The organism is Halopolyspora algeriensis (assembly GCF_003337235.1).
GTDB classification, from domain to species: domain Bacteria; phylum Actinomycetota; class Actinomycetes; order Mycobacteriales; family Pseudonocardiaceae; genus Haloactinomyces; species Haloactinomyces algeriensis.
The window spans coordinates 90,317-109,863 of record NZ_QPJC01000008.1 but is presented as its reverse complement, the minus strand read 5'-3'; the positions used below and the strand labels follow the sequence as shown (position 1 = coordinate 109,863).

Below are 19,547 nucleotides of genomic sequence, written 5' to 3'. Positions count from 1 at the left end.
CCACATCGACGGAACCATGGCGAGTGGTCTCGACGCGCTCGTGCGTTCGCCGGGATTCGTCAGGCACACGCATTCACGCAGTCCGAACACCGTACGGTGGCGCTCCTGTTCAGGTTGCCTGCGGTGGCATGAAGCGGGTTGGCCGTGCTGATCTGCTCCCAAATGCCCGCTGATGGAGTGTCGATCCGTCCCCATTCCGGGGAATCGATCTCCGTACCCTCGAGGTGCCCGCACCTCCCCGGTAGGTGAGCCATCTTGCGCGGAGAGATCGAGATCCTCTCGGGGGTGGAGTTCTTTCGGGGCGTGGTCCGGATGGGTGCACACGTGCAACCGATGCCGATCAGCCCCCACACTCTTCGCAGCGTTGCTCGCTCATGAACGGCCTTTCGCTTCCACGGGACACAAGGCTCCACAGTGAAGTGTACGGACTGACGATCTTGCTCGGGAGCTTTCGAAATCCGGGGACGGTCCTACTCGGGGCCGACAGCATTGAAGGAGTGGAGTGAACGGAACTTTCGTTACTTCTATACGAGTGAAAGTTCCGTTCACTCGCCGGCGCTGCACCAGGGGCACAGACACGAAAACGGCCGCCCGGCGGCAGTGCCACCGGGCGGCCGTCTCACGGTGGAGGTGCCGGGAATCGAACCCGGGTCCTCCGTCGCTTCACCGAGACTTCTCCGTGCGCAGTTCGCTGTGTCTCTACTCGGCTCCACCGGTCTCACGAACCAGCCGGTGTGACGAGCCCAGCCGCTGTACGGTGTCCCACCAGGCTCCGCGGCCGAACCTGGCGGTCGAGCCTCCTAGTCGATGCCGGAATCCGGGCCGGAGGCGTTCCCGGTCCGACAGAGTCGCTCCTCGCTCAGGCGGCGAGGGCGAACTCGCGCTGACTCTTGTCGGCGCTTATTTGTTTACGGCGACGCTTTACGGTGGTCTCCCGCCTGCACCGGCACGCTTCCCTCGGATCAACGTCCGGAGTCGAAACCGTTCACCCCCTTGCTGGGCCGATCCTTCCCGGACCGGTCTTCGTTCTCGCACGACCCGTTCGCCGGGGTGTCCCGACTGAGCCGTTCCTCGCTTGCCACCCAGGATAACGCGTGGGAGGTGGCAACCATTCCCACGGCACCCAACGAACAGATCACGGTGTTGTTGCGATCGGTTGCCGGGTGCTGTCCGGCGGAAACCGCGGGCACATACCGAGTCCCATCCCGGGCTCTCTCGCAGCCCCGCCGCGTATCGCATCGTGTTCAACACCCGACAGGCCCGTCATATTCCGGGCTCGCCGTCTTCCAAACCCAGCAGCCGCGCCGGAGTGTCGTGCAGCACCGCACGAAGGAACTCCCGGCCGAGTCGATCGTCGGCATCGGCCCACCCGCTGATCGCCGCGAGCTGCTCGGCGTAGGAGTAGGGAATGTTCGGATAATCCGTTCCCAGCACGACGCGATCGGCGAGCGGAACCAGCCGCGACGGCCAGTCCGGTGGCAACGGTGCGACCCGCTCGGTGAATCCGACTCCCACCATCGTGGTGTCCAGGTACACCCTCGGGTACCGCTCCGCCAGCTCCAACGCGGCGTCGTACTCGGGCATTCCCGCGTGCGCGAGCACCGCCACGAGATTCGGGTGCCGGGCCAGCACCTCGGCGAAGACATCCAGCCCCGTGTGCCTGCCACGCAACGGTCCGTGCCCGCAGTGCACCACCACCGGAACCGCGGCCTCGGACAACACCCCCCACGCCTCGTCCAGCAGGGGATCGCGGGGATCGAACTCGCCGACCTGGACGTGCGCCTTCACGCACCGCGCCCCGGCGCGCACCGCCGCGGCCAGGTAGTTCGCCACCCCGGGCTCCGGATACATCGTCGCGGTCGGCACGGCGCCATCGGTACGTCGACCGAAGTCCACCGCCCACTCGGTCAGCCACTCGGCCATCCCCGCCTTGTGCGGATACACCAGGGGTGCGAACACCGCCACCCCGACGTCGGCCAGCACCCGCAACCGAGTCGGCTCGTCATAGCGGTACCGGACCGGCCATTCCATCCCGTAGTGGGACCCGGCCTCGTCGAAGTAGGCCCACACCTTGTGCAGCACCCGTTCCGGCAGGAAGTGCGTGTGCATGTCGACCAGGCCGGGCAGGCCGAGATCGGCCAGCCACGGCCGGATCTGTTCGTCACCGGCTGGGGCCCCGAGGTTTTCCGGCATCACCGCATACCCTTGCGCGCCCGCCCCATCGCACGTGCCATCTCACGCTGGGCATCCCGCTCGGCCATGTCCCGGCGCTTGTCGTGCTTCCGCTTGCCGCGAGCGAGCGCGAGTTCGATCTTGGCCTTGCCGTCGGCGAAGTACATCGACAGTGGGACCAGACTCAGGCCGCTCTCCTTGGTCTTACCGAGCAGGCGGCTGATCTCGCCTCGGTGCAGCAGCAACTTGCGGGACCGGCGAGGTTCGTGATTGGTCCACGTTCCCTCCTTGTATTCCGGTATGTGCACGTTGCGCAGCCACACTTCACCGTCGTCGATCGTGGCGAAGGCATCCACCAGGGAGGCACGCCCCTGCCGCAGGCTCTTGACCTCGGTACCGGTCAGGGAGATGCCGGCCTCGTAGGTGTCCAGCACCGACCAGTCGTGTCGCGCCTTGCGGTTCTGCGCGATCAGCTTGCGGCCGCGTTCCTTAACCATGTCAGCGACTCTAACCGCCGGTCACAACCGCACGTACAGGCGCAGGGTGAGATAGCCGGTAATCGCCGAGATACTGCCGGCCACCAGCAGCAGGATCGGGGAGACGTAGAAGATGTCTGCATAGCCGATCCGCGGGATCACGCCGGTGCCCATGACCGGCGCCATGACCTTGTCGATGAACAGTGCCTTCGACACCAGCAGCCCACCGATCGCCAGCACCGCACCGACAAGACCGGACACGACCGCCTCCAGCAGGAACGGCAGCTGCGTGTACCAGCGGGTCGCCCCCACCAGGCGCATGATCCCGGTCTCGGTTCGGCGGTTGAACGCGGAGAGCTGGATCGTGTTCGAGATGAGCATCAGCGCGGCCAGGGCCTGGATCAGGGCGATGGCGAAAGTCGCATTGCGCACACCGTTGAGGACGCCGAACAGGTCCTCGAGGTACTGCGCCTGGTCGACGACGCTGTCCACTCCGGTGCGGCCGCTGAACTCCTGCTTGATGGCCGCGAACCGCGCGGGATCATCCAGCTTCAGCCGCAGTGACGCAGGCAGCGCCTCCGGGCGCACCACCTCCCGGAGCTGGGGCTGGGACTCGAACAGCTTGTTGAAGTGTGTGAAGGCCTCCTGCCTGCTCTCATAGCTCACCGACTCCACACCGGGGGTCTGCTCCAGCTCGGAGCGGATTCCCGCACACGGTTGCCGGGTACAGGTGGAGTCGTTGGCACTGACGTCGTCGGTCATGAACACCACGACCTCGACCTGGTCCTGGTAGGTGTCCTGCATCCGGTCGATCAACCGGATGACGAGCAGACCGCCGCCGAGCAGACCGAGCGAGATCGCCGTGGTCAGGATCATCGCGATCGTCATCGTCACGTTACGGCGAAGGCCGTTCACGACCTCGCTGAATACGAAGCTCGCGCGCATGGTGTGTGTCAGCTTTCCGTATCGGTCCCGACATGGACCGGTCTCGAGTGGAAACCGTCTCGGGGCTTCGCCAAGTCGGGCTTGGGGACTCGGGCTCGTAACCGGTGGGGGAAGGTTCAGCGGCCGACGCCGTACACGCCCCGCGCGTCGTCCCGGATCACCCGGCCGAGACTCAGTTCGACGACGCGCCGCCGCATCGAATCCACGATCGAATGGTCGTGGGTGGCCATCACCACGGTCGTGCCGGTGCGGTTGATCCGCTCCAGCAGCAGCATGATGTCCTGGCTGGTATCCGGATCAAGGTTGCCGGTGGGCTCATCGCACATCAGCACCAGGGGACGGTTGACGAACGCCCGGGCGATCGCGACGCGCTGCTGCTCACCTCCGGAAAGCTCGCTCGGCATTCGGTCGGCCTTGCCATCCAGCCCCACGAGCTGCAGGACCTCGGGGACGACCTTGCGGATCGTGTGCCGGGGCTTGCCGATGACCTCCAGCGCAAAAGCGACGTTCTCGGCGACCGTCTTGTTGGTCAGCAGCCGGAAGTCCTGGAACACGCAGCCCACGCGCTGACGCAATCGGGGGACGCGCCGTCTGGGCAACTTGGCGACGTTCCAGTCGGCCACGATCACTCTGCCGCGGCTGGGCACCTCTTCGCGCAGCAGCAGCCGCAGGAAGGTCGACTTGCCCGACCCCGAAGGGCCGATGAGGAACACGAACTCACCCTTGTCCACAGACACCGAGACGTCCTCGAGAGCCGGGCGGGTCGACGTCTTGTACGACTTTGACACGTGTTCGAACCGGATCACGGGGCGTGAGCTTACCTGCGACCGTTCGGGGGACCTCTACTCACCCATACTCACGGCCGCTGCCGTGTCCGACCCCTCGCCCGCTCCTCGATGGCACAGGGCGCGAGCACGTCCGCGTGAAAGGCGTGGACCGCTCCCGGGACGGTCAGGCGGCCTGCTCCTGCTTACGCCGCCAGCGGATGCCCGCCTCCAGCAGCCCGTCGATCTGGCCTTCCAGCACGGCATCGGGATTACCGATCTCGTAGTCGGTACGCAGGTCCTTGACCATCTGATACGGGTGCAGCACGTAGGAGCGCATCTGGTTGCCCCAACCCGAACCGCTGCTGTCCTTGAGCGCGTCCAGCTCCGCCTGCTCCTCCTCGCGCTTGCGAGCCAGCAGCTTGGACTGCAGCACACGCATCGCGGCCGCCTTGTTCTGCAGCTGCGACTTCTCGTTCTGGCAGGAGACGACGATGCCGGTCGGCTGGTGCGTGATCCGCACCGCCGAGTCGGTGGTGTTCACACTCTGGCCGCCGGGGCCCGACGAGCGATACACGTCGATCCGAAGGTCTTTCTCGGAGACCTCCACGTGGTCGGTCTCCTCCACCACCGGCAGCACCTCCACGCCGGCGAACGAGGTCTGCCTGCGCCCCTGGTTGTCGAACGGTGAGATCCGCACCAGCCGGTGCGTGCCCTGCTCCACCGACAGCATCCCGTAGGCGAAGGGGGCATTGACCCGGAACGTCGCGGACTTCACCCCGGCCTCCTCGGCGTAGGAGGTGTCGTAGACCTCGGTCGGGTGTCCGTGACGCTCCGCCCAGCGCAGGTACATCCGCATCAGCATCTCGGCGAAGTCGGCGGCATCCACGCCCCCGGCCTCCGCCCGGACGGTCACCATCGCCGAGCGCTCGTCGTACTCCCCCGAGAGCAGGGTCCGGACCTCGAGGTCGGCGAGTTCCTTGCGGAGCCGCTCGCGCTCCGAATCGGCTTCGGCGAGGCTGGCACTGTCGTCCTCGTTCTCACCGAGTTCGTAGAGGACCTCCAGATCCTCCACGCGCTGGCGCATACCGGTGATCTTGCGCAGGTCCGCCTGCTTGTAGACGAGCTCGCTGCTGATTTTCTGCGCGTACTCGACGTCGTCCCACAGGTCGGGACGCGCGGACTCCTCCTCCAGTTCCGCGATCCGCGCACGCAATGCGTCCACGTCCATCACGCGTTCGATGCTCTCGAGCGTGGTGGACAGTTCCTTGAGATCGGCGGCGACGTCGGGATTCACAGTATTCCAGCCTACTTGACGTGCCCGGGAGCGTGACGAGGACGGCCCGCGTCCGGGCCGGGATGTGCCGGGACGGGCCTCCGATCCCGCGCCGGGATCATTCCGGGATGGCGTCGATCAGCTTGATGATGGCCCTGTTGTAGGCCACCGTGAAGTCCGCGGCGGCCTTCTCGTACGGGTCGTCGGCCGCCTTGGCCGCGCTCTTGGACTCACTGAGCTTCTCGGCGTACTGCTCCCTGGCGGAGTTCACCAGGTTCGCTCGCTGCTTCGGCGTGAGCAGGCCCGCGTGGACCAGACGCAGAATCAGTGGACTGCGTACGTTGTCCGGCCCCGGCTCGGTGTTCAGCCACGACTTGAAGGCGCGCTTTCCGGCCGCGGTGATGACATACTGCTGGCTGGAGCGCGGCCCCCGCTTGCCGAGACGGAGCAGACCGGCGTCGGTCATCACGGGTAGCTCCCGGTACACCTGGCTGCGGGTCACGCTGAAGAAACCGCCGAAGCGTTCGGTGGCGGCAGCCACGAGCTGCCCACCGGTCTTCGGGCCTTCCTGCAGCAATCCCAGCAGGGCGGCGGATGTCGCATTCAGCTCGCTCACACCACCACGGTGCCATGCCGGAGCGATGCTGTCCACAATGGCCGAGTTCTGTCCAATGTGCTGCACATGAGAAGCCGGAACAGGCGGGTACGGCGTCACCGGTGACCGATGGACACATTCGAGTGACACTCTTTCGGGGCATACTTTCGGATTTCTCGAGGGGCCTTGCCCCCAAAGACGAGCCTTACTCGCACAACGTTTCCGGTTCGGCCGGACAGGACGCTCCTTCCTCTCGAGTCACTACTCCGGACGGGCGCTTCCGTTGCCCCGAAGAGGCATGATCATCTCCCAAGCCTGTACAGCAACCGGTGACACCGGCACCCTTCCCCTGGCCGAGGCGATCAGCGGCCGCAGGCAATCGAAGGAGGAGGACCCCGGTGCACCGGAGTTTGTTGCGAACCAAGCTCGCGGCGAGCAGGACGAAAGTGGCCACCAAGGTCACCGAACGCGCCACATCGATGGTTCCCATCCAGGGGGACGCGCACACGTGCCTGGTGTGCAAGCGCAAGATGCGCTTCTCCCGCAACGGCAGCGGAGAAGGGCGCGTGTGCTCACCTCGCTGCGCCAAAGCCTGGTCCGACTGACCGGACGCGATCGGCAACACCGGATCGCCCGCTCCGCTTGTGGGTCCTGTCGGGGCAGGCGCCGGCACCACCCGGCACGGACGACGAAAGTCCCCGGAAGTGCTTCCAGGGACCTTCGATCCTGGTAGCGGGGACAGGATTCGAACCTGCGACCTCTGGGTTATGAGCCCAGCGAGCTACCGAACTGCTCCACCCCGCGCCGTGTTCCGTTGTGAAATCCACTCTACACCGTGCCCGGGAACCGCTCGCACGGGGGGGTGGGTACAGCTCAGCGGCACCCGCTTTTCCCTGCGAACAACCCGGTGTCCGGGTTCCGGGCGAGTGAGCGGCCTCGGCGGCACCACTCGACACCACTCGGGGCGACGGCGACTCGCCGACACACGAATCCGCCCCTCGAACCGAAAGGCTCGAGGGGCGGTCCTGGTAGCGGGGACAGGATTCGAACCTGCGACCTCTGGGTTATGAGCCCAGCGAGCTACCGAACTGCTCCACCCCGCGCCGTGTTTCGTTGTGGTACTCACTCTAATGGCCGAGACATCCGCACGCAAATCCGTCCACGCGGATGGTGACCCGGCTCATGTTCCGGCCGGAGGCCGGTGGGGTGAGCAGTCCTCGGGAGGAGGCCGGCCCGCCCCACCGGACCGGGGTCAGCCTCCGGAGCCCTGAGCCTGCTCGAAGCGCCGGGTGGCCTCTTCGAGCTGCTGGAACGCCGAGCCGAGCTCACCCAGGTTGCCCGACTGCTGCGCGGCACGGACCCGCTCCAGTGCGGCCTGGACGTCGCTGATGGCCTGTGCGACCTCCGGATCGGCGGATCCACCGCCGGGTTGCTGCGGTGCCTGCTGTCCGCCCTCGGGCTGCTGCCCGTTCTCGGCCTGCTGCTCGTCCTCGTTCCCGGGCGCCGTGTCCACGTTCCGGCCCGCCCCGGCACCGAACACCTGATCCAACGACTCCTGCAGCGTCGGCGCGTAACCGACCTGACCACCGAAGTAGGTCAGCACCCTGGCCAGCTGCGGGTAGGCGTTCTCGTTGTTCGGCTGGATGTAGATCGGCTCCACGTACAGCAGGCCGCCCTGCACCGGCAGGGTCAGCAGGTTGCCGAACATCGCACGCACGCCGGGGTTGTCGAACAGCGTCCGGTCCTGGGTGACCTTCGGCGTCGACTCCATCTGGCGCTGCACCTGCACCGGACCCGGTGTCTGTGTCTCCGTCGGCAGCTGCAACACCGTGAACTGCCCGTAGGTGTCCGGAGCGGAGGACACCGAGACCCAGGAGGCGATGTTCGGCCTGCGCAGGGCCGTCAATGCGCTCGTGAGCTGGAACGTCACATCCTCCTGCTCGGGCGCCCGGGCCAGCACGTAGTACGGGGGCTGCTTTTCGCTCTGGTTGCCACCGCCACTGTTCGGGTCCGCGGGGACCTGCCAGAAGTCCCGGTTGGCGTAGAAGGCTCCGGGGTTGTCCACGTGGTACCTGGTCAGCAACGTGCGCTGCAGGTTGAACAGATCCGCCGGGTAGCGGAAGTGCTGCCGCAACTCGGGACTGACCGCGCTTTCGGGCTTGACCAGCCCCGGGAAGACACCCTTCCAGGCCTTCAGCACGGGATCCTGCTGATCGACCGTGTACAGCGTGACCTTCCCGCTGTAGGCGTCCACGGTTGCCTTGACCGAGTTGCGGATGTAGTTGATCTGCTGGTCCGGCTGCGGATTGACGCTCCGGGTGTCGCTGCTGGCCTGGCGGAACGAGGTCAGCTGCGAGTACGGGTAGTTGTTGAGCGTGGTGTAGCCGTCGAGGATCCACTTGATCCTGCCGTTGATCACCGCCGGGTACGAGTCGCCGTCGAGCTTGAGCCACGGGGCGACCTCCTGCACCCGCTGCCGCGGGTTGCGCTTGAAGATCATCTTCGATTCGGACCCGATCGCCTGGTTGAACAGGATGTTGCGTTCGCCGTGGTAGGCCGCGAACGTCAAGCGCTTGAACAGGTTGCCCATCGGTACACCGCCCGAACCCTGGTAGGTGTACCTCGAGTTGGCCGTGTCGTACTCCCGCGGCTGGGATCCCGGATCGCCACCGACGATGGCGTAGTCCTCGACCAGCTCGCCGTAGTAGACCCGTGGCTGCTCCACCGGGATCCGGCCCTGGCCGTCGTTGGCGACGTCGCTCATCGAGAACACCGGGTAGGCACCCGTGTCGTTGCCCGCTCCGGGAGCCGAGCTCACCCGGTCGGCCGGGGCGGTGACGAAGCCGTTGCCGTGGGTGTAGACCATGTGCCGGTTGATCCAGGACTGCTGGTTGGCGGCCAGCCCGTCGGTGTTGATGCCCCGCACGGCGACGAGGTAATCCTGCAGCTCACCCTCGGCGTTGCGGTACCGGTCGATGTCGAGCTCGTCGGGGAACCCGTAGAAGTTGTACTGCTGCTGCAGCTGCGTGAACGTCTCCGAGAGCAGGGTCGGGTCCAGCAGCCGGATGTTGGAAACGGTGCCCTGGTCCTGAGCCACCTCCTCCGGGGAGACGTTGGCCGCGCCCTGATAGGAAACCGTGTTGATCTTGTCCTCGGTGATGCCGAACGCTCGTTTCGTGGCGTTCATGTTGCGCTGGATGGACGGCGCCTCGCGCTCATTGGCGTTGGGCTCGACCGAGAACTGCTGCAGCAGGGCCGGCCACACCGCACCGACGACCACGCTGGACAGCACGAGCAACACCGTCGCCAGCGCCGGGATCTGCAGGTTGCGCAGGAACACCGCTGCGAAGAACGCCGCGGCGCAGAAGATCGCGATGCACATCAGGATCAGCTTGGCCGGCATGACCGCGTGCAGATCGGTGTAGGTGGCACCGGTGAACAGGTCACTGCGCTGCGACAGCAGCAGGTCGTAGCGGTCGAGGAAGAAGTCGGCCGCCTTGAGCAGTACGAAGATCCCCGCCAGCACGGCGAGCTGGATCCGCGCGGGCACCGAGATCTGACCGGACCGGCCGGCCAGCCGAATACCGCCGAAGATGTAGTGCGTGACCAGCGCGCCGATGAAGGACAGCGTCACCGCCACGAAGGCCAGAGCCAGCAACCAGCGGTAGAAGGGGAGCTGGAAGGTGTAGAAGCCGATGTCGCGCCCGAACTCGGGATCGGTCACCCCGAACGAGGTCCCGTTGAAAAACAGCTGGATCGTGCGCCAATACCCCTGCGCGACGAGTCCGCCGATCACTCCCACCGCAACCGGAATACCGATACCGAGCAGCTTGGAGCGCTCGGTGACCACCGTTCGGTACCGCGCCAGCGGATCCTCCGGTCCGCCGACCGGCACGAACACCGGGCGCGTGCGGAAGGCCAGCCACAGATTCAGCGCCAGGATGCCTCCGAGGACGGCAGCCGTCGCCGCCCACAGGGCGATGCGGGTCAGCACGACCGTGGTGAAGACTCCCCGATAGCCGATCTCGCCGTACCACAGCCAGTCCACGTACGTGCCCACCAGGCGCGACCCGGCGATGAGCGCGATGAGCACGATGGCTCCCAGGATCAGCAGAATCCTGCTACGCCGGGACAGTTTTGGCATTCCGACCGGCCTCGTGGCCACAGCGCACTCTCCTGATGACGATCCGCGGACTGGGGAAGCAGGTACAGGTATGCACCGAGCCGTCCCGTGCGGTCAACTCTACGACCTTCACTTTCGGCTCCGGCACGGCGCCCGCGAATTCGCAGGAATCGGACACCCACCACCGTCGAAAGCACCTCACCGACCGGTGCGAGCATGGACGGATGCCCACCGCATCAGCCGACGAGAGGGCCGCGGGCCTGCCCGCGGTCGTACGCGAGATCGAGGAGTTCGCCGGGACGGCCGGCTGGGATCGTCCGCCGCAGATGTTCGCCCTCGTGCCCACGCAGGAACTGCTGACCGCCGAACCGGACCTGGCCGAGCAGATCGATCCCGAAGCGGTCCTGACACCCATCGCCCAGGACGAGCTGCCCGCCGAGGACCTCGCCGAAGCCCTGGCGCAGATCAGCTGGCCGGAGCAGGTGGCGGGCTGCGCACTGGTGCAGGAGATCGTCGTCCTGCCCCCCGAAGCCGAAGCCGGGCTCCCCGAGGACGGCGAGGCCGCGCGAGCGGCGGCCGCCGAGCATCCCGACCGGCAGGAGGCGCGCCTGGTCGCGGGAGTTCTCCGCGAGGGCGGTGAAGCCTGCGTGATGCGCCTGCGCGACACCGGCGACGACAACGGGGATCTCCTCCAGGACACCTCGCTCGCACCGAACCTGCTGCGCGCCCTCCACGCGACATTCACCTGAGGTACACCGGGTGCGCGCAGCGCACTCGAGCAGTGGCTCCAAGAGAGCCGCTGTCAGCAGGTCGGAGGGCGCCGGCCGTCACGGATCGCGGCCAGCGCCTTCGTCGCATCGGCCAGGGTGCCGACTTTGACGAGCTGCAGTCCCTCCGGGGCCTGCGGTTCGGCCGTCGCGCAGTTCTCGGCGGGCGTGAGGAACACGGTCGCTCCCGCCTCTCTGGCCTTGACCATCTTGAAACCGATGCCGCCGATCGGTCCGACCCGGCCCTGTCCGTTGATTTCGCCGGTACCCGCGACGAACCTTCCTCCGGTGAGCTTGCCCGGCGTGAGCTTGTCCACGATCGCCAGCGAGAACATCAGGCCCGCCGACGGACCGCCGACATCGTCGAGGCTGATGTCGATGGTGAAATCGACATCCGGGCGAGCAACGGGGCTGACCCCGAGGAAGCCCTGCGGTTTGCCGTCGGGCCGCTCCGCCAGCCGGACGGTCGCGGTACGGGGTGGCTCGCCGGGATGTCGGAACCTGATCCGCACACGGTCCCCCGGCCGCGTGTCCTTCAGCGCGGCGCTCAGCGACGGCGGATCGGTCACCGGCTCCCCGTCGGCGGCGATCAGTCTGTCGCCGGGTGCGATGACCCCATCGGCCGGGGACCCCTCGACGATCTCCGCCGCAACCACCTTCATGGGGTAACCGAGATGCCGCAGCGCCGCCGTCTCGGCAGCGGTCTGCGAGTGCCTGAACGCCTTGGTGTTCTTGCGCTCGATCTGCTTCTCGGTCTTGCCCGGCGGGAAGTACGCCTCCCGCGGCGCGAGCGCGTAACGACCGCTGACCCACAGCCCGAGGGCGCTGAACAGCGGAAGCCGATCGGTGACCGACACCGTGGTCATGTTCAGGTGGCCGGAGGTCGGGTACGTCTTCTCCCCGTTGATGCGCACGACCGGCGCACCGCCCTCCGCGGCAAGCGTGTCGTACGTCGGTCCCGGCCCCAGGGCCACGTACGGCACGCGCGCAAACGCTCCCAGCAGACCGAATGCGACAACCAGGAGGACACTTGTCAGCAGGGTCCACGTTCGGCGGCTCACGACACGACACCTTACGTGGTGGACCCCCACGAGACCGTGACCGCCGGTGAGCACATCGGGCGGCGAGCGGGATCGCCCGTTCGCCGATGGCGAGCAATGTGTGCGGACGCCTACTGCCCAGCGTTGTCTTCCGCGTACGGTGGAACCATGAGTGATGTGCCGTTCGGGTTCGGCCCCCACGATCCCAACAACGAGGATCCCGACGATCGCGACAAGGGCGAGTCGTCGGAGGGGCGCTCCGGCAGCGATGCCGGAAATTCCGGAAACGCGGGCAACCAGATCCCGGGCTTCGGCGGCATGCCCGGCCCGGGCGGCATGCCCAACTTCGACATCGGAGCGCTCGGTCAGATGTTGACCCAGCTCGGCCAGGTCCTCAGCCATTCCGGCAGCGGAGGGACGGGCCCGGTCAACTACGACCTGGCCAAACAGCTGGCCGTGCAACAGCTCCACAGCAACCAGACGACCGAGCGACCGACTCGGGAGCAGGTCAAGGCCATCGAGGAGAGCGTGCGCCTCGCCGAGATGTGGCTCGATCCGGTGACCTCCCTGCCGGTGGGCACGCACGCGGTGCAGGCCTGGTCGTCGGTGGACTGGGTGGAAAAGACCCTGTCCACGTGGCAACGGCTGTGTGATCCGGTCGCCCAGCAGGTCTCCAACGCATGGCTGGAAGCGATGCCGGAGGAGGCCAAGCAGGCCGCGGGTCCACTGCTGTCCATGCTCGGCCAGATGGGCGGACTCACGTTCGGCTCCCAGCTCGGCAACGGCCTCGCCCAGCTGGGTGGGGAGGTGCTCACCTCGACCGATGTGGGACTTCCCCTCGGACCGGACGGCACCGCCGCGCTGCTGCCCGCCAACGTCGACCGGTTCGTCGAAGGTCTGGACCGCCCGGCCGGTGAGGTCACCGTGTTCCTCGCCGCCCGCGAGGCGGCCCATCACCGCCTGTTCAGCCACGTGCCGTGGCTGCGGCAGCGGCTGCTGGCCACGGTGGAGGAGTACGCGCAGGGCATCCAGGTCGACACCTCCTCGTTGGAGGATCTGGCGAGCAGGATCGACCCGACCGATCCGAGTTCCATGCAGGAGCTGATGAGCTCGGGCATGCTCGAACCGAAGACCACCCCCGAGCAGCAGGCCGCTCTCAACCGCCTGGAGAACCTGCTGGCACTGGTCGAGGGCTGGGTGGACGTCGTCGTCACCGACGCGGTCGGCGAGCGGCTGCCCGGGGCCGAGGCCCTGGGTGAGACGGTGCGTCGCCGCCGCGCCAGCGGTGGCCCGGCGGAGCAGACGTTCGCCACGCTGGTCGGTCTGGAGCTGCGGCCGCGCAGATTGCGCGCGGCGGCCACGCTGTGGCGGCTGCTGACCGAGCGGCACGGTGTCGCCGGCCGCGATCAGGTCTGGGATCACCCCGACCTGCTGCCGAGCGCCGAGGATCTCGACGAGCCGCTGGACTTCGCCGACAGGTGGGGAACGAGCACCGAGGATCTGGACGATCCGATCGCGGCGATCCGCCGTGCGGAGTCCAGGGAGCAGGGCACCCCCCAGGAGGGGGACACGTCGCGCGACGAAGCCGGCGGGGACGACACCGACGGCTCGAGCGAGTCCCGCTCCGACGACTCGGACCAATCCGGCGACGACGAGGACGGCGGCGACACTCGCTGAGTCAACCGTCACCGTCCTCGCCGGTCGGGGACTCGACGACATCCCCCTCCAGGGCGAGATCGAGGTGCGCGGCGGCGGACAGCCCCTCCAGGTACCCGATGGCCCGCTCGGTCTTCGGATAGCCGTGCACCCACTTCCAGAAGTCGGCACCGTGTCCCGGCACCAGCAGGTGGGCGAGTTCGTGCACGAGCACGTAGTCGAGCACCCAGCCGGGCGCGTCCTGAAGGCGTCGGCTCACCCGGATGGTTCCCGTGCTCGGTGTGCAGGAGGCCCACCGCGTTCGCATCGGCCGTACCCAGCGGATTCCCCGAGGTACGGCGCGGCTGTCGAGGTATCTCTCCGACAGCAGACGGCAGCGTTCGGCCAACGCCTCGTCGGACTCACGCGCCGGGGACCGTCGCCGGGTCTCACTGCGCTGCAGGCGGGCGAGCATGTCGGCCACCCACTGCTTCTCCTCTGCCCGGCTCATCCGCGCAGGCATGAGCACGACCACCCTGTCCCCGTCGCGATAGGCGCTGACCGTCCGGTGCCGACGTTTGCTCCGGCGCACCTCAACCTGCGGTTCGGTCACGAGCAGGGACCCTAACGGGCGGCGCCGTCCTTCGGGTGGCGCTGTGGGATTGGCCGCATCCGGCCGGGTCGCTACACACGGTAATAACCCGTGGAGTTACTCCATTCAGTCGAACACGCGATACGCCATATACATGCAGGCCGGAGTCCCCGCGGGTACCGTTTGCCCAGCGCGGCCCGGATCCGTGCTCTACCGCCAGCAACGATGCTGGATCACGACCAGAAGGAGGGCTGCCGTGGCCGAGACGTACAACGGCTACTGCGTGAAGTGCCGCGAGAAGCGAGACTTCTCCGGCGAGGTCTCGGAGACCAACGGCCGGCGGATGGCCAAGGGCACCTGCCCGGTGTGCGGCACGAAGATGACCCGCATTCTCGGCAAGGCGTGAGACTCGCACGCGGGTGAGCCCGCCGGTGGGCGCACCCGCGTGCACCGTTCTCGTCGAACCACCCGGATCGCGAAGTGCACGATCCGGGGAGCGATCATGGCCCACGGACACGGGAAAACCTCTAGCATGTGAGCGGGCCCCCGAAAGCCGAACGTTCGGGGGCGGGCACGATCGTGCGCTCCTGCCCGCTGGAAGGGAGTATCCGTGACCGACGTACCCCGCCGCGCGGCACAGCGGACCGCGAAGCTGGCCAGCCTGCCCTTCGGTGCCGCGGGAAGAATGGCCGCCGGATGGGGTCGGCGGCTCACCGGCCACGATGCCGCCGAGGTCAACGCCGAGGTGTCGGCCCGCACCGCGGAGCAATTGTTCGCCGTGCTCGGGCAGCTCAAGGGCGGCGCGATGAAGTTCGGGCAGGCGCTGAGCGTGTTCGAAGCCGCCGTCCCCGACGAGATGGCCGAGCCGTACCGCGAGGCGCTGTCCAAGTTGCAGTCGGCAGCGCCTCCGATGTCGGAGTCGAGTGTGCAGCACACACTCGATCAGCAGCTCGGTAGCGCCTGGCATGAACGGTTCGCGGAGTTCGACGAGACCCCGGCGGCCGCGGCGAGCATCGGCCAGGTACATCGCGCCCGGTGGCACGACGGCCGCGAGGTTGCGGTCAAGATCCAGTACCCGGGTGCCGACGAGGCGCTGCGCTCGGACCTGCGCCAGCTGGCGCGGTTCTCCCGGCTGTTCCAGTCGCTGGCGCCCGGCGCCGAGATCAAACCCCTGCTCGGCGAGCTGCAGGACCGGATGGTCGAGGAGCTGGACTACCGCACCGAAGCCGAGAACCAGCGTGCCTTCGCCGCGGCTTTCGACGGGGACGAGCAGGTGTGTGTCCCCCGCGTGGTGGCCAGCTCCCCCAAGGTCATGGTCACCGAGTGGGTCACGGGGACGCCGTTCTCCCGAATCATCGCCGACGGTACGCGCGAACAACGCGACGAGGCGGGCCGCCTGCTCAGCGAGTTCCACTTCTCCTCGCCCGCACGGGCCGGGCTGCTGCACGCCGATCCGCATCCCGGCAACTTCATGCTGCTGGCAGACGGGCGGCTGTCGGTGATCGACTTCGGTGCGGTGTCCCGGTTGCCGGAGGGGCTGCCCTCGACGATGGGACGCATGCTGCGCCTGGCCCTGGAGGACCGTTCCGAGGAGTTGCTGGAGCTGCTGCGCAACGACCGTTTCGTGCACACCGATTCCGCGCTGCGGGCCGAGGACGTGCAAGCGTACCTCGGCCCGTTCGTGGATCCGGTGCGCACCGAGACCTTCCACTTCACCCGCTCGTGGATGCAGCAGCAGGCCGATCGTGTCGGTGATCTGCGCAGCCCGGACTTCCGCACCGGCCGGTCACTGAATCTCCCGCCGGACTACCTGCTGATCCACCGGGTCACTCTCGGAGCCACCGGGATCCTGTGCCAGCTCGACGCCGAGGTACGGGCCCGCGACATCATTGCGACGTGGCAACCGGGCTTCGCCGACTGATCTCGGAAGGAAGCCCGGCGCCGCTACCCGGTCGTCAATGCCGCTCGGCCCGCTCGGCCCGCCGGGCCGCGTACTGCGACAGCCGGCGCCACCAGCGGCCCGTCCGCATTCGGCGGGCCATCCGTTGTCGTTCGGCTTCCCGCAGGGATTCTCGACATCGTATTCGGATCCATTCCTCGTCATTCAGCATTCTGACCGTCCTTCGCGGATTCGGGGGGCCGATCGGGGTATCGAGGTGGGCGCGGTTCATGCCACTTGCTCCCGATCGCGTCGTGCGGTGCCGGTACCGGCTTCGTTCGCGGACGTGTTCTTGGGCGGACGTCCCCGCGGGCGTTTCCGAGTGATCACAGACCCGCGGTCGAGGATTTCGCCGCCCCAGACTCCCCACGGTTCACCTCGGGAAAGGGCTCCGGCCAGGCACTGCTCCTTGACGGGGCAGGCAGAGCACAGAACTTTCGCCCGTTCGAGTTCCCGGGGAGTCTCGGCGAACCAGAGGTCCGGGTCACGGCGGCAGGGTAAGGCACCATCGTCCGACGGTGTGGAGTCGAGCAGCACGGCCACCGCCGCACCGCACTGCTCGGGTCCCTCCCCGGTGGACACCGGGATGCTCGGGGTCGAGGTCACTGCTTTCCTCCTTCGTTCTGCGGTTTTGGTTCTCGTGCGATCCCGGCCGAGTGATCACGCGTAATCCTGCGGACAACAAGAAGGCCGCGGACCCGAGAGGCAGGTCCGCGGCCTTGGCGAGCGAGAAATACTCCTGAAGCGAAGCGATCAGGGACTTCGCTGCCGGGCGGACCAGCAAAGGTCATCGTGTTCGGGGATGAATGCGGGGCGTCGCCACGGGCGCACGAGGGCGCTGCGGTGGCCGTGTTCGCAGGCGGACACGCAGGACGCAGCCGTGTTCCCGAGCACGAGGTGGCCGGGGATACCGAGCAGCGTGGTACCGGACATCGAGGCCACCTCCTTTCCGCGGTTCGCGCCGGGTGCATCGACACCGCAGCCCGACTCGGAGAAGATTATTGGCACGCGAGCACCGCGTGCAACCGATTTTTCACATCGAAGCAGCGATCGGATGAAGAATTCGCGTCTCCGCAGGTCGGAGGTTGTGTCACCGGCCCTGCACCAGGGCGAGAACGTCGCTTCCGAAGCGCTCCAGCTTCGTGGCGCCGATCCCGGAGATCGCGACCAGATCGGACTCGTCGGCCGGGCGCTGCTCGGCGATCGCCAGCAAGGTCGCATCGGTGAACACCACGTAGGCGGGCACCTTGAGTTGCTTGGCCCGCTCGCTGCGCCAGGAGCGCAATCGTGACAGCAAATCCTCATCCGCATCGGAGGGACAGTTCGAGCAGCGGCCGAGCTTGATGTCCATGGTGCTGGACAGCGGTGTCGCGCAGAGGCGGCAGCGCGGCTTGGTGGACTGCTTGGTTCTGGACTCTCCCGCCCGTTGCTTGGTCTTGGCGGGCAGCGCGGCCGGATGCCCATCGGGAACCAGACTGTAGAGGAATCGGCTGCGCCTGCGGTGGCGCCGCCCCCCGCTTGCTCTGGCCAACGCCCAGGACAGGTGCAGATGCTCGCGTGCACGGGTGACCCCGACGTAGAGCAGGCGCCGCTCCTCTTCGATCGCGGCATTGTCCCCGTCGGCGTGCTGGATCGGCAGGGTGCCCTCGACGAGCCCCACCAGAAACACCGCGTCCCATTCCAAACCCTTGGCCGCGTGCAGCGACGCCAGCGTGACGCCCTCCACGGTGGGTGGATGCTGTGCCTCGGCACGCATCTCCAGTTCCGTGACGTAGCGCGCGAGGTCCAGGTCCGGCTCCGGCAGTGTCTCGGCGAGCTCTTCGGCCAGATCGACCAGCGCGCTCAGCGATTCCCACCGTTCACGAGCCGCACCCCCCGCCGGAGGTTCGGCGGTGAGACCGACCTCGGCGAGCACGGCACGCACCAACGCGGGCAGGCCGTCCTCGCCGGCCGGGTCCGCACGCGGCACCGCGGACCGCAATGCGGCCATCGCCTGGCGTACTTCGGTCCGCGCGAAGAAGCGTTCCCCGCCGCGCACCTGGTACGGAATGTCGGCGTCCGCGAACGCCTTTTCGTACACCTCGGACTGTGCGTTGACCCGGAACAGCACGGCGATCTCCGACAGCGCGACACCCTGCTGCACCAACGCCGCGACCTTGCGGGCCACCGCCTCGGCTTCGGCGGGTTCGTCGTCGTACTCGGCGAAATCCGGGTCCGGCCCGTCGGCGCGTTGCCCCCTCAGCCGCAGCCGGGCTCCGGCAGGACGGGACCGAGCGGCCTCGATCACGTCGTTGGCCAGGGAGACGACCTGCGGCGTGGAGCGGTAGTCGCGTTCCAGACGTACCACGGTGGCCTCCGGGAACCGGCGCGGGAATCCGATCAGCCACTCCGGCGCGGCTCCGGCGAAGGAATAGATCGTCTGGTTCGCGTCGCCGACGACGGTCAGATCGTCCCGCTCGCCCAGCCAGGCAGCGAGCACACGCTGCTGCAGCGGGTTGACGTCCTGGTACTCGTCGACGACGAAGGAACGGTAGCGAGCGCGGAACTCCTCGGCGACCTCGGAGTGTTCCTCCAGAATCGCCGCCGTGTGCAGCAGCAAATCGTCGAAGTCGAGAACCTGGGCGCGGTTTTTGAGCTCCTCGTAAGCCGCGAACGCCTTGCCGACCTGCTCCGGGGGGATCGGCGTCGAACGCCCCGTTCTCGCGGCGGCCGCCGGGTACTGTTCCGGACCGATCAGCGAGGCCTTCGACCACTCGATCTCGGTGGCGAGATCACGCACGGACTCCGTCTCGGTGGACAGGCCCAACCGGTTCGCGGCCTGCACGACGATCCGGAATTTGCTGTCCATCAGCGGCCACATCCGCCCTTCGAGAATTCGCGGCCAGAAATAGCGCAACTGTCGGAATGCCGCCGCGTGGAAGGTCTGCGCCTGCACCCCGGAGGCCCCCAGCGCGCGCAGGCGCGTCCGCATCTCGCCCGCCGCGCGGGCGGTGAACGTGACCGCCAGTACCTGTTGGGGAACGACCAGGCCGCGCTCCACCAGGTGGGCGATGCGGTGAGTGATCGTGCGGGTCTTGCCGGTCCCCGCCCCCGCCAGCACGCACACCGGTCCTCGTGGAGCGATGACCGCGGCCCGCTGCTCCGGGTCCAGTCCCTCCAGCAGTCGCGGTTGTTCGGCCATGCTCGGCATCTTCGCAGAGCCCGGGCAACGGCCCGGCTCACA

Annotated in this window: 17 protein-coding genes, 2 tRNA genes and 1 other RNA gene; 5 read left to right on the top strand and 15 right to left on the bottom strand. The window is 67.5% G+C overall.

Annotated features, from left to right (window positions below):
- Nucleotides 1-622: 622 nt before the first annotated feature.
- The 7 genes from ssrA to DFQ14_RS13620 all read right to left on the bottom strand — a co-directional run bounded on the left by ssrA (nucleotide 623) and on the right by DFQ14_RS13620 (nucleotide 6,249).
- Nucleotides 623-993, bottom strand: a transfer-messenger RNA (tmRNA) gene (ssrA, locus tag DFQ14_RS13650).
- Between the two features lie 270 nt (nucleotides 994-1,263).
- A complete protein-coding gene (locus tag DFQ14_RS13645) occupies nucleotides 1,264-2,193 on the bottom strand; it encodes an amidohydrolase family protein (RefSeq protein ID WP_114453651.1) in 930 nt (309 codons plus the stop codon).
- Nucleotides 2,193-2,669 (bottom strand): SsrA-binding protein SmpB, encoded by a 477-nt coding sequence (gene smpB / locus DFQ14_RS13640; RefSeq protein ID WP_114453650.1) that lies wholly within the window; start codon nucleotides 2,667-2,669, stop codon nucleotides 2,193-2,195. Before smpB ends, DFQ14_RS13645 begins: the two co-directional genes overlap by 1 nt.
- A gap of 21 nt (nucleotides 2,670-2,690) precedes the next feature.
- A complete protein-coding gene (ftsX, locus tag DFQ14_RS13635) occupies nucleotides 2,691-3,593 on the bottom strand; it encodes a permease-like cell division protein FtsX (protein ID WP_114453649.1) in 903 nt (300 codons plus the stop codon).
- A gap of 116 nt (nucleotides 3,594-3,709) precedes the next feature.
- Nucleotides 3,710-4,399 (bottom strand): cell division ATP-binding protein FtsE, encoded by a 690-nt coding sequence (gene ftsE / locus DFQ14_RS13630; protein WP_114453648.1) that lies wholly within the window; start codon nucleotides 4,397-4,399, stop codon nucleotides 3,710-3,712.
- Between the two features lie 145 nt (nucleotides 4,400-4,544).
- Nucleotides 4,545-5,654, bottom strand: coding sequence for a peptide chain release factor 2 (prfB, locus tag DFQ14_RS13625; protein ID WP_114453647.1), 1,110 nt, complete (start codon nucleotides 5,652-5,654; stop codon nucleotides 4,545-4,547).
- Between the two features lie 97 nt (nucleotides 5,655-5,751).
- Nucleotides 5,752-6,249 carry a PadR family transcriptional regulator gene (locus tag DFQ14_RS13620; protein WP_114453735.1) on the bottom strand — a complete coding sequence of 166 codons (498 nt, stop codon included), beginning with the start codon at nucleotides 6,247-6,249 and terminating at the stop codon, nucleotides 5,752-5,754.
- Between the two features lie 377 nt (nucleotides 6,250-6,626).
- On the opposite strand from DFQ14_RS13620, the gene DFQ14_RS13615 reads away from it, so the two are divergent.
- Nucleotides 6,627-6,833, top strand: a complete 207-nt coding sequence (locus DFQ14_RS13615) for a hypothetical protein (RefSeq protein ID WP_114453646.1) — start codon at nucleotides 6,627-6,629, stop codon at nucleotides 6,831-6,833.
- A gap of 122 nt (nucleotides 6,834-6,955) precedes the next feature.
- On the opposite strand, the gene DFQ14_RS13610 is transcribed toward DFQ14_RS13615, so the two are convergent.
- The 3 genes from DFQ14_RS13610 to DFQ14_RS13600 all read right to left on the bottom strand — a co-directional run bounded on the left by DFQ14_RS13610 (nucleotide 6,956) and on the right by DFQ14_RS13600 (nucleotide 10,372).
- Nucleotides 6,956-7,032 (bottom strand) — tRNA-Met (locus tag DFQ14_RS13610).
- Nucleotides 7,033-7,254: 222 nt separating this feature from the next.
- Nucleotides 7,255-7,331 (bottom strand) — tRNA-Met (locus DFQ14_RS13605).
- 149 nt (nucleotides 7,332-7,480) lie between these two features.
- Nucleotides 7,481-10,372, bottom strand: coding sequence for a UPF0182 family protein (locus DFQ14_RS13600; protein WP_114453645.1), 2,892 nt, complete (start codon nucleotides 10,370-10,372; stop codon nucleotides 7,481-7,483).
- Nucleotides 10,373-10,575: 203 nt separating this feature from the next.
- Between DFQ14_RS13600 and DFQ14_RS13595 the strand changes: the two genes are divergently transcribed.
- Nucleotides 10,576-11,100, top strand: a complete 525-nt coding sequence (locus tag DFQ14_RS13595; protein WP_114453734.1) for a PPA1309 family protein — start codon at nucleotides 10,576-10,578, stop codon at nucleotides 11,098-11,100.
- 53 nt (nucleotides 11,101-11,153) lie between these two features.
- Here DFQ14_RS13595 and DFQ14_RS13590 read toward each other — a convergent pair whose 3' ends face one another.
- Entirely contained in the window at nucleotides 11,154-12,179 is a 1,026-nt protein-coding gene (locus tag DFQ14_RS13590) for a YlbL family protein (RefSeq protein WP_114453644.1), read from the bottom strand.
- Nucleotides 12,180-12,326: 147 nt separating this feature from the next.
- Between DFQ14_RS13590 and DFQ14_RS13585 the strand changes: the two genes are divergently transcribed.
- Nucleotides 12,327-13,835: a zinc-dependent metalloprotease gene (locus tag DFQ14_RS13585; RefSeq protein WP_114453643.1), complete on the top strand. Its 1,509-nt coding sequence runs from the start codon at nucleotides 12,327-12,329 to the stop codon at nucleotides 13,833-13,835.
- A 1-nt stretch (nucleotide 13,836) separates the two neighbouring features.
- On the opposite strand, the gene DFQ14_RS13580 is transcribed toward DFQ14_RS13585, so the two are convergent.
- Nucleotides 13,837-14,406, bottom strand: a complete 570-nt coding sequence (locus DFQ14_RS13580) for a M48 metallopeptidase family protein (protein WP_114453642.1) — start codon at nucleotides 14,404-14,406, stop codon at nucleotides 13,837-13,839.
- Between the two features lie 235 nt (nucleotides 14,407-14,641).
- Between DFQ14_RS13580 and DFQ14_RS22055 the strand changes: the two genes are divergently transcribed.
- Nucleotides 14,642-14,791, top strand: a complete 150-nt coding sequence (locus DFQ14_RS22055; RefSeq protein ID WP_010693945.1) for a DUF5679 domain-containing protein — start codon at nucleotides 14,642-14,644, stop codon at nucleotides 14,789-14,791.
- A gap of 204 nt (nucleotides 14,792-14,995) precedes the next feature.
- Nucleotides 14,996-16,306, top strand: a complete 1,311-nt coding sequence (locus tag DFQ14_RS13575; protein ID WP_114453641.1) for an ABC1 kinase family protein — start codon at nucleotides 14,996-14,998, stop codon at nucleotides 16,304-16,306.
- A 246-nt stretch (nucleotides 16,307-16,552) separates the two neighbouring features.
- Here DFQ14_RS13575 and DFQ14_RS13570 read toward each other — a convergent pair whose 3' ends face one another.
- From DFQ14_RS13570 to DFQ14_RS13565, 3 genes are all read right to left on the bottom strand, one after another.
- Entirely contained in the window at nucleotides 16,553-16,930 is a 378-nt protein-coding gene (locus tag DFQ14_RS13570) for a WhiB family transcriptional regulator (RefSeq protein ID WP_420810166.1), read from the bottom strand.
- A 147-nt stretch (nucleotides 16,931-17,077) separates the two neighbouring features.
- The gene (locus DFQ14_RS21665; protein ID WP_141921319.1) at nucleotides 17,078-17,257 is read right to left on the bottom strand and encodes a hypothetical protein; all 180 of its coding nucleotides are present in this window, start codon (nucleotides 17,255-17,257) and stop codon (nucleotides 17,078-17,080) included.
- A gap of 157 nt (nucleotides 17,258-17,414) precedes the next feature.
- Complete coding sequence (locus tag DFQ14_RS13565) at nucleotides 17,415-19,505, bottom strand: ATP-dependent DNA helicase UvrD2 (RefSeq protein WP_114453640.1); 2,091 nt, start codon at nucleotides 19,503-19,505, stop codon at nucleotides 17,415-17,417.
- Between the last annotated feature and the right edge of the window lie 42 nt (nucleotides 19,506-19,547).

Coding starts and splice junctions, on each gene's coding strand:
- smpB (WP_114453650.1), bottom strand. CDS start 2,669: ATGGTTAAGGAACGCGGCCGCAAGCTGATCGCGCAGAACCGCAAGGCG.
- DFQ14_RS13600 (WP_114453645.1), bottom strand. CDS start 10,372: ATGCCAAAACTGTCCCGGCGTAGCAGGATTCTGCTGATCCTGGGAGCC.
- DFQ14_RS21665 (WP_141921319.1), bottom strand. CDS start 17,257: ATGTCCGGTACCACGCTGCTCGGTATCCCCGGCCACCTCGTGCTCGGG.
- DFQ14_RS13595 (WP_114453734.1), top strand. CDS start 10,576: ATGCCCACCGCATCAGCCGACGAGAGGGCCGCGGGCCTGCCCGCGGTC.
- DFQ14_RS13645 (WP_114453651.1), bottom strand. CDS start 2,193: ATGCCGGAAAACCTCGGGGCCCCAGCCGGTGACGAACAGATCCGGCCG.
- DFQ14_RS13585 (WP_114453643.1), top strand. CDS start 12,327: ATGAGTGATGTGCCGTTCGGGTTCGGCCCCCACGATCCCAACAACGAG.
- ftsX (WP_114453649.1), bottom strand. CDS start 3,593: ATGCGCGCGAGCTTCGTATTCAGCGAGGTCGTGAACGGCCTTCGCCGT.
- DFQ14_RS13565 (WP_114453640.1), bottom strand. CDS start 19,505: ATGGCCGAACAACCGCGACTGCTGGAGGGACTGGACCCGGAGCAGCGG.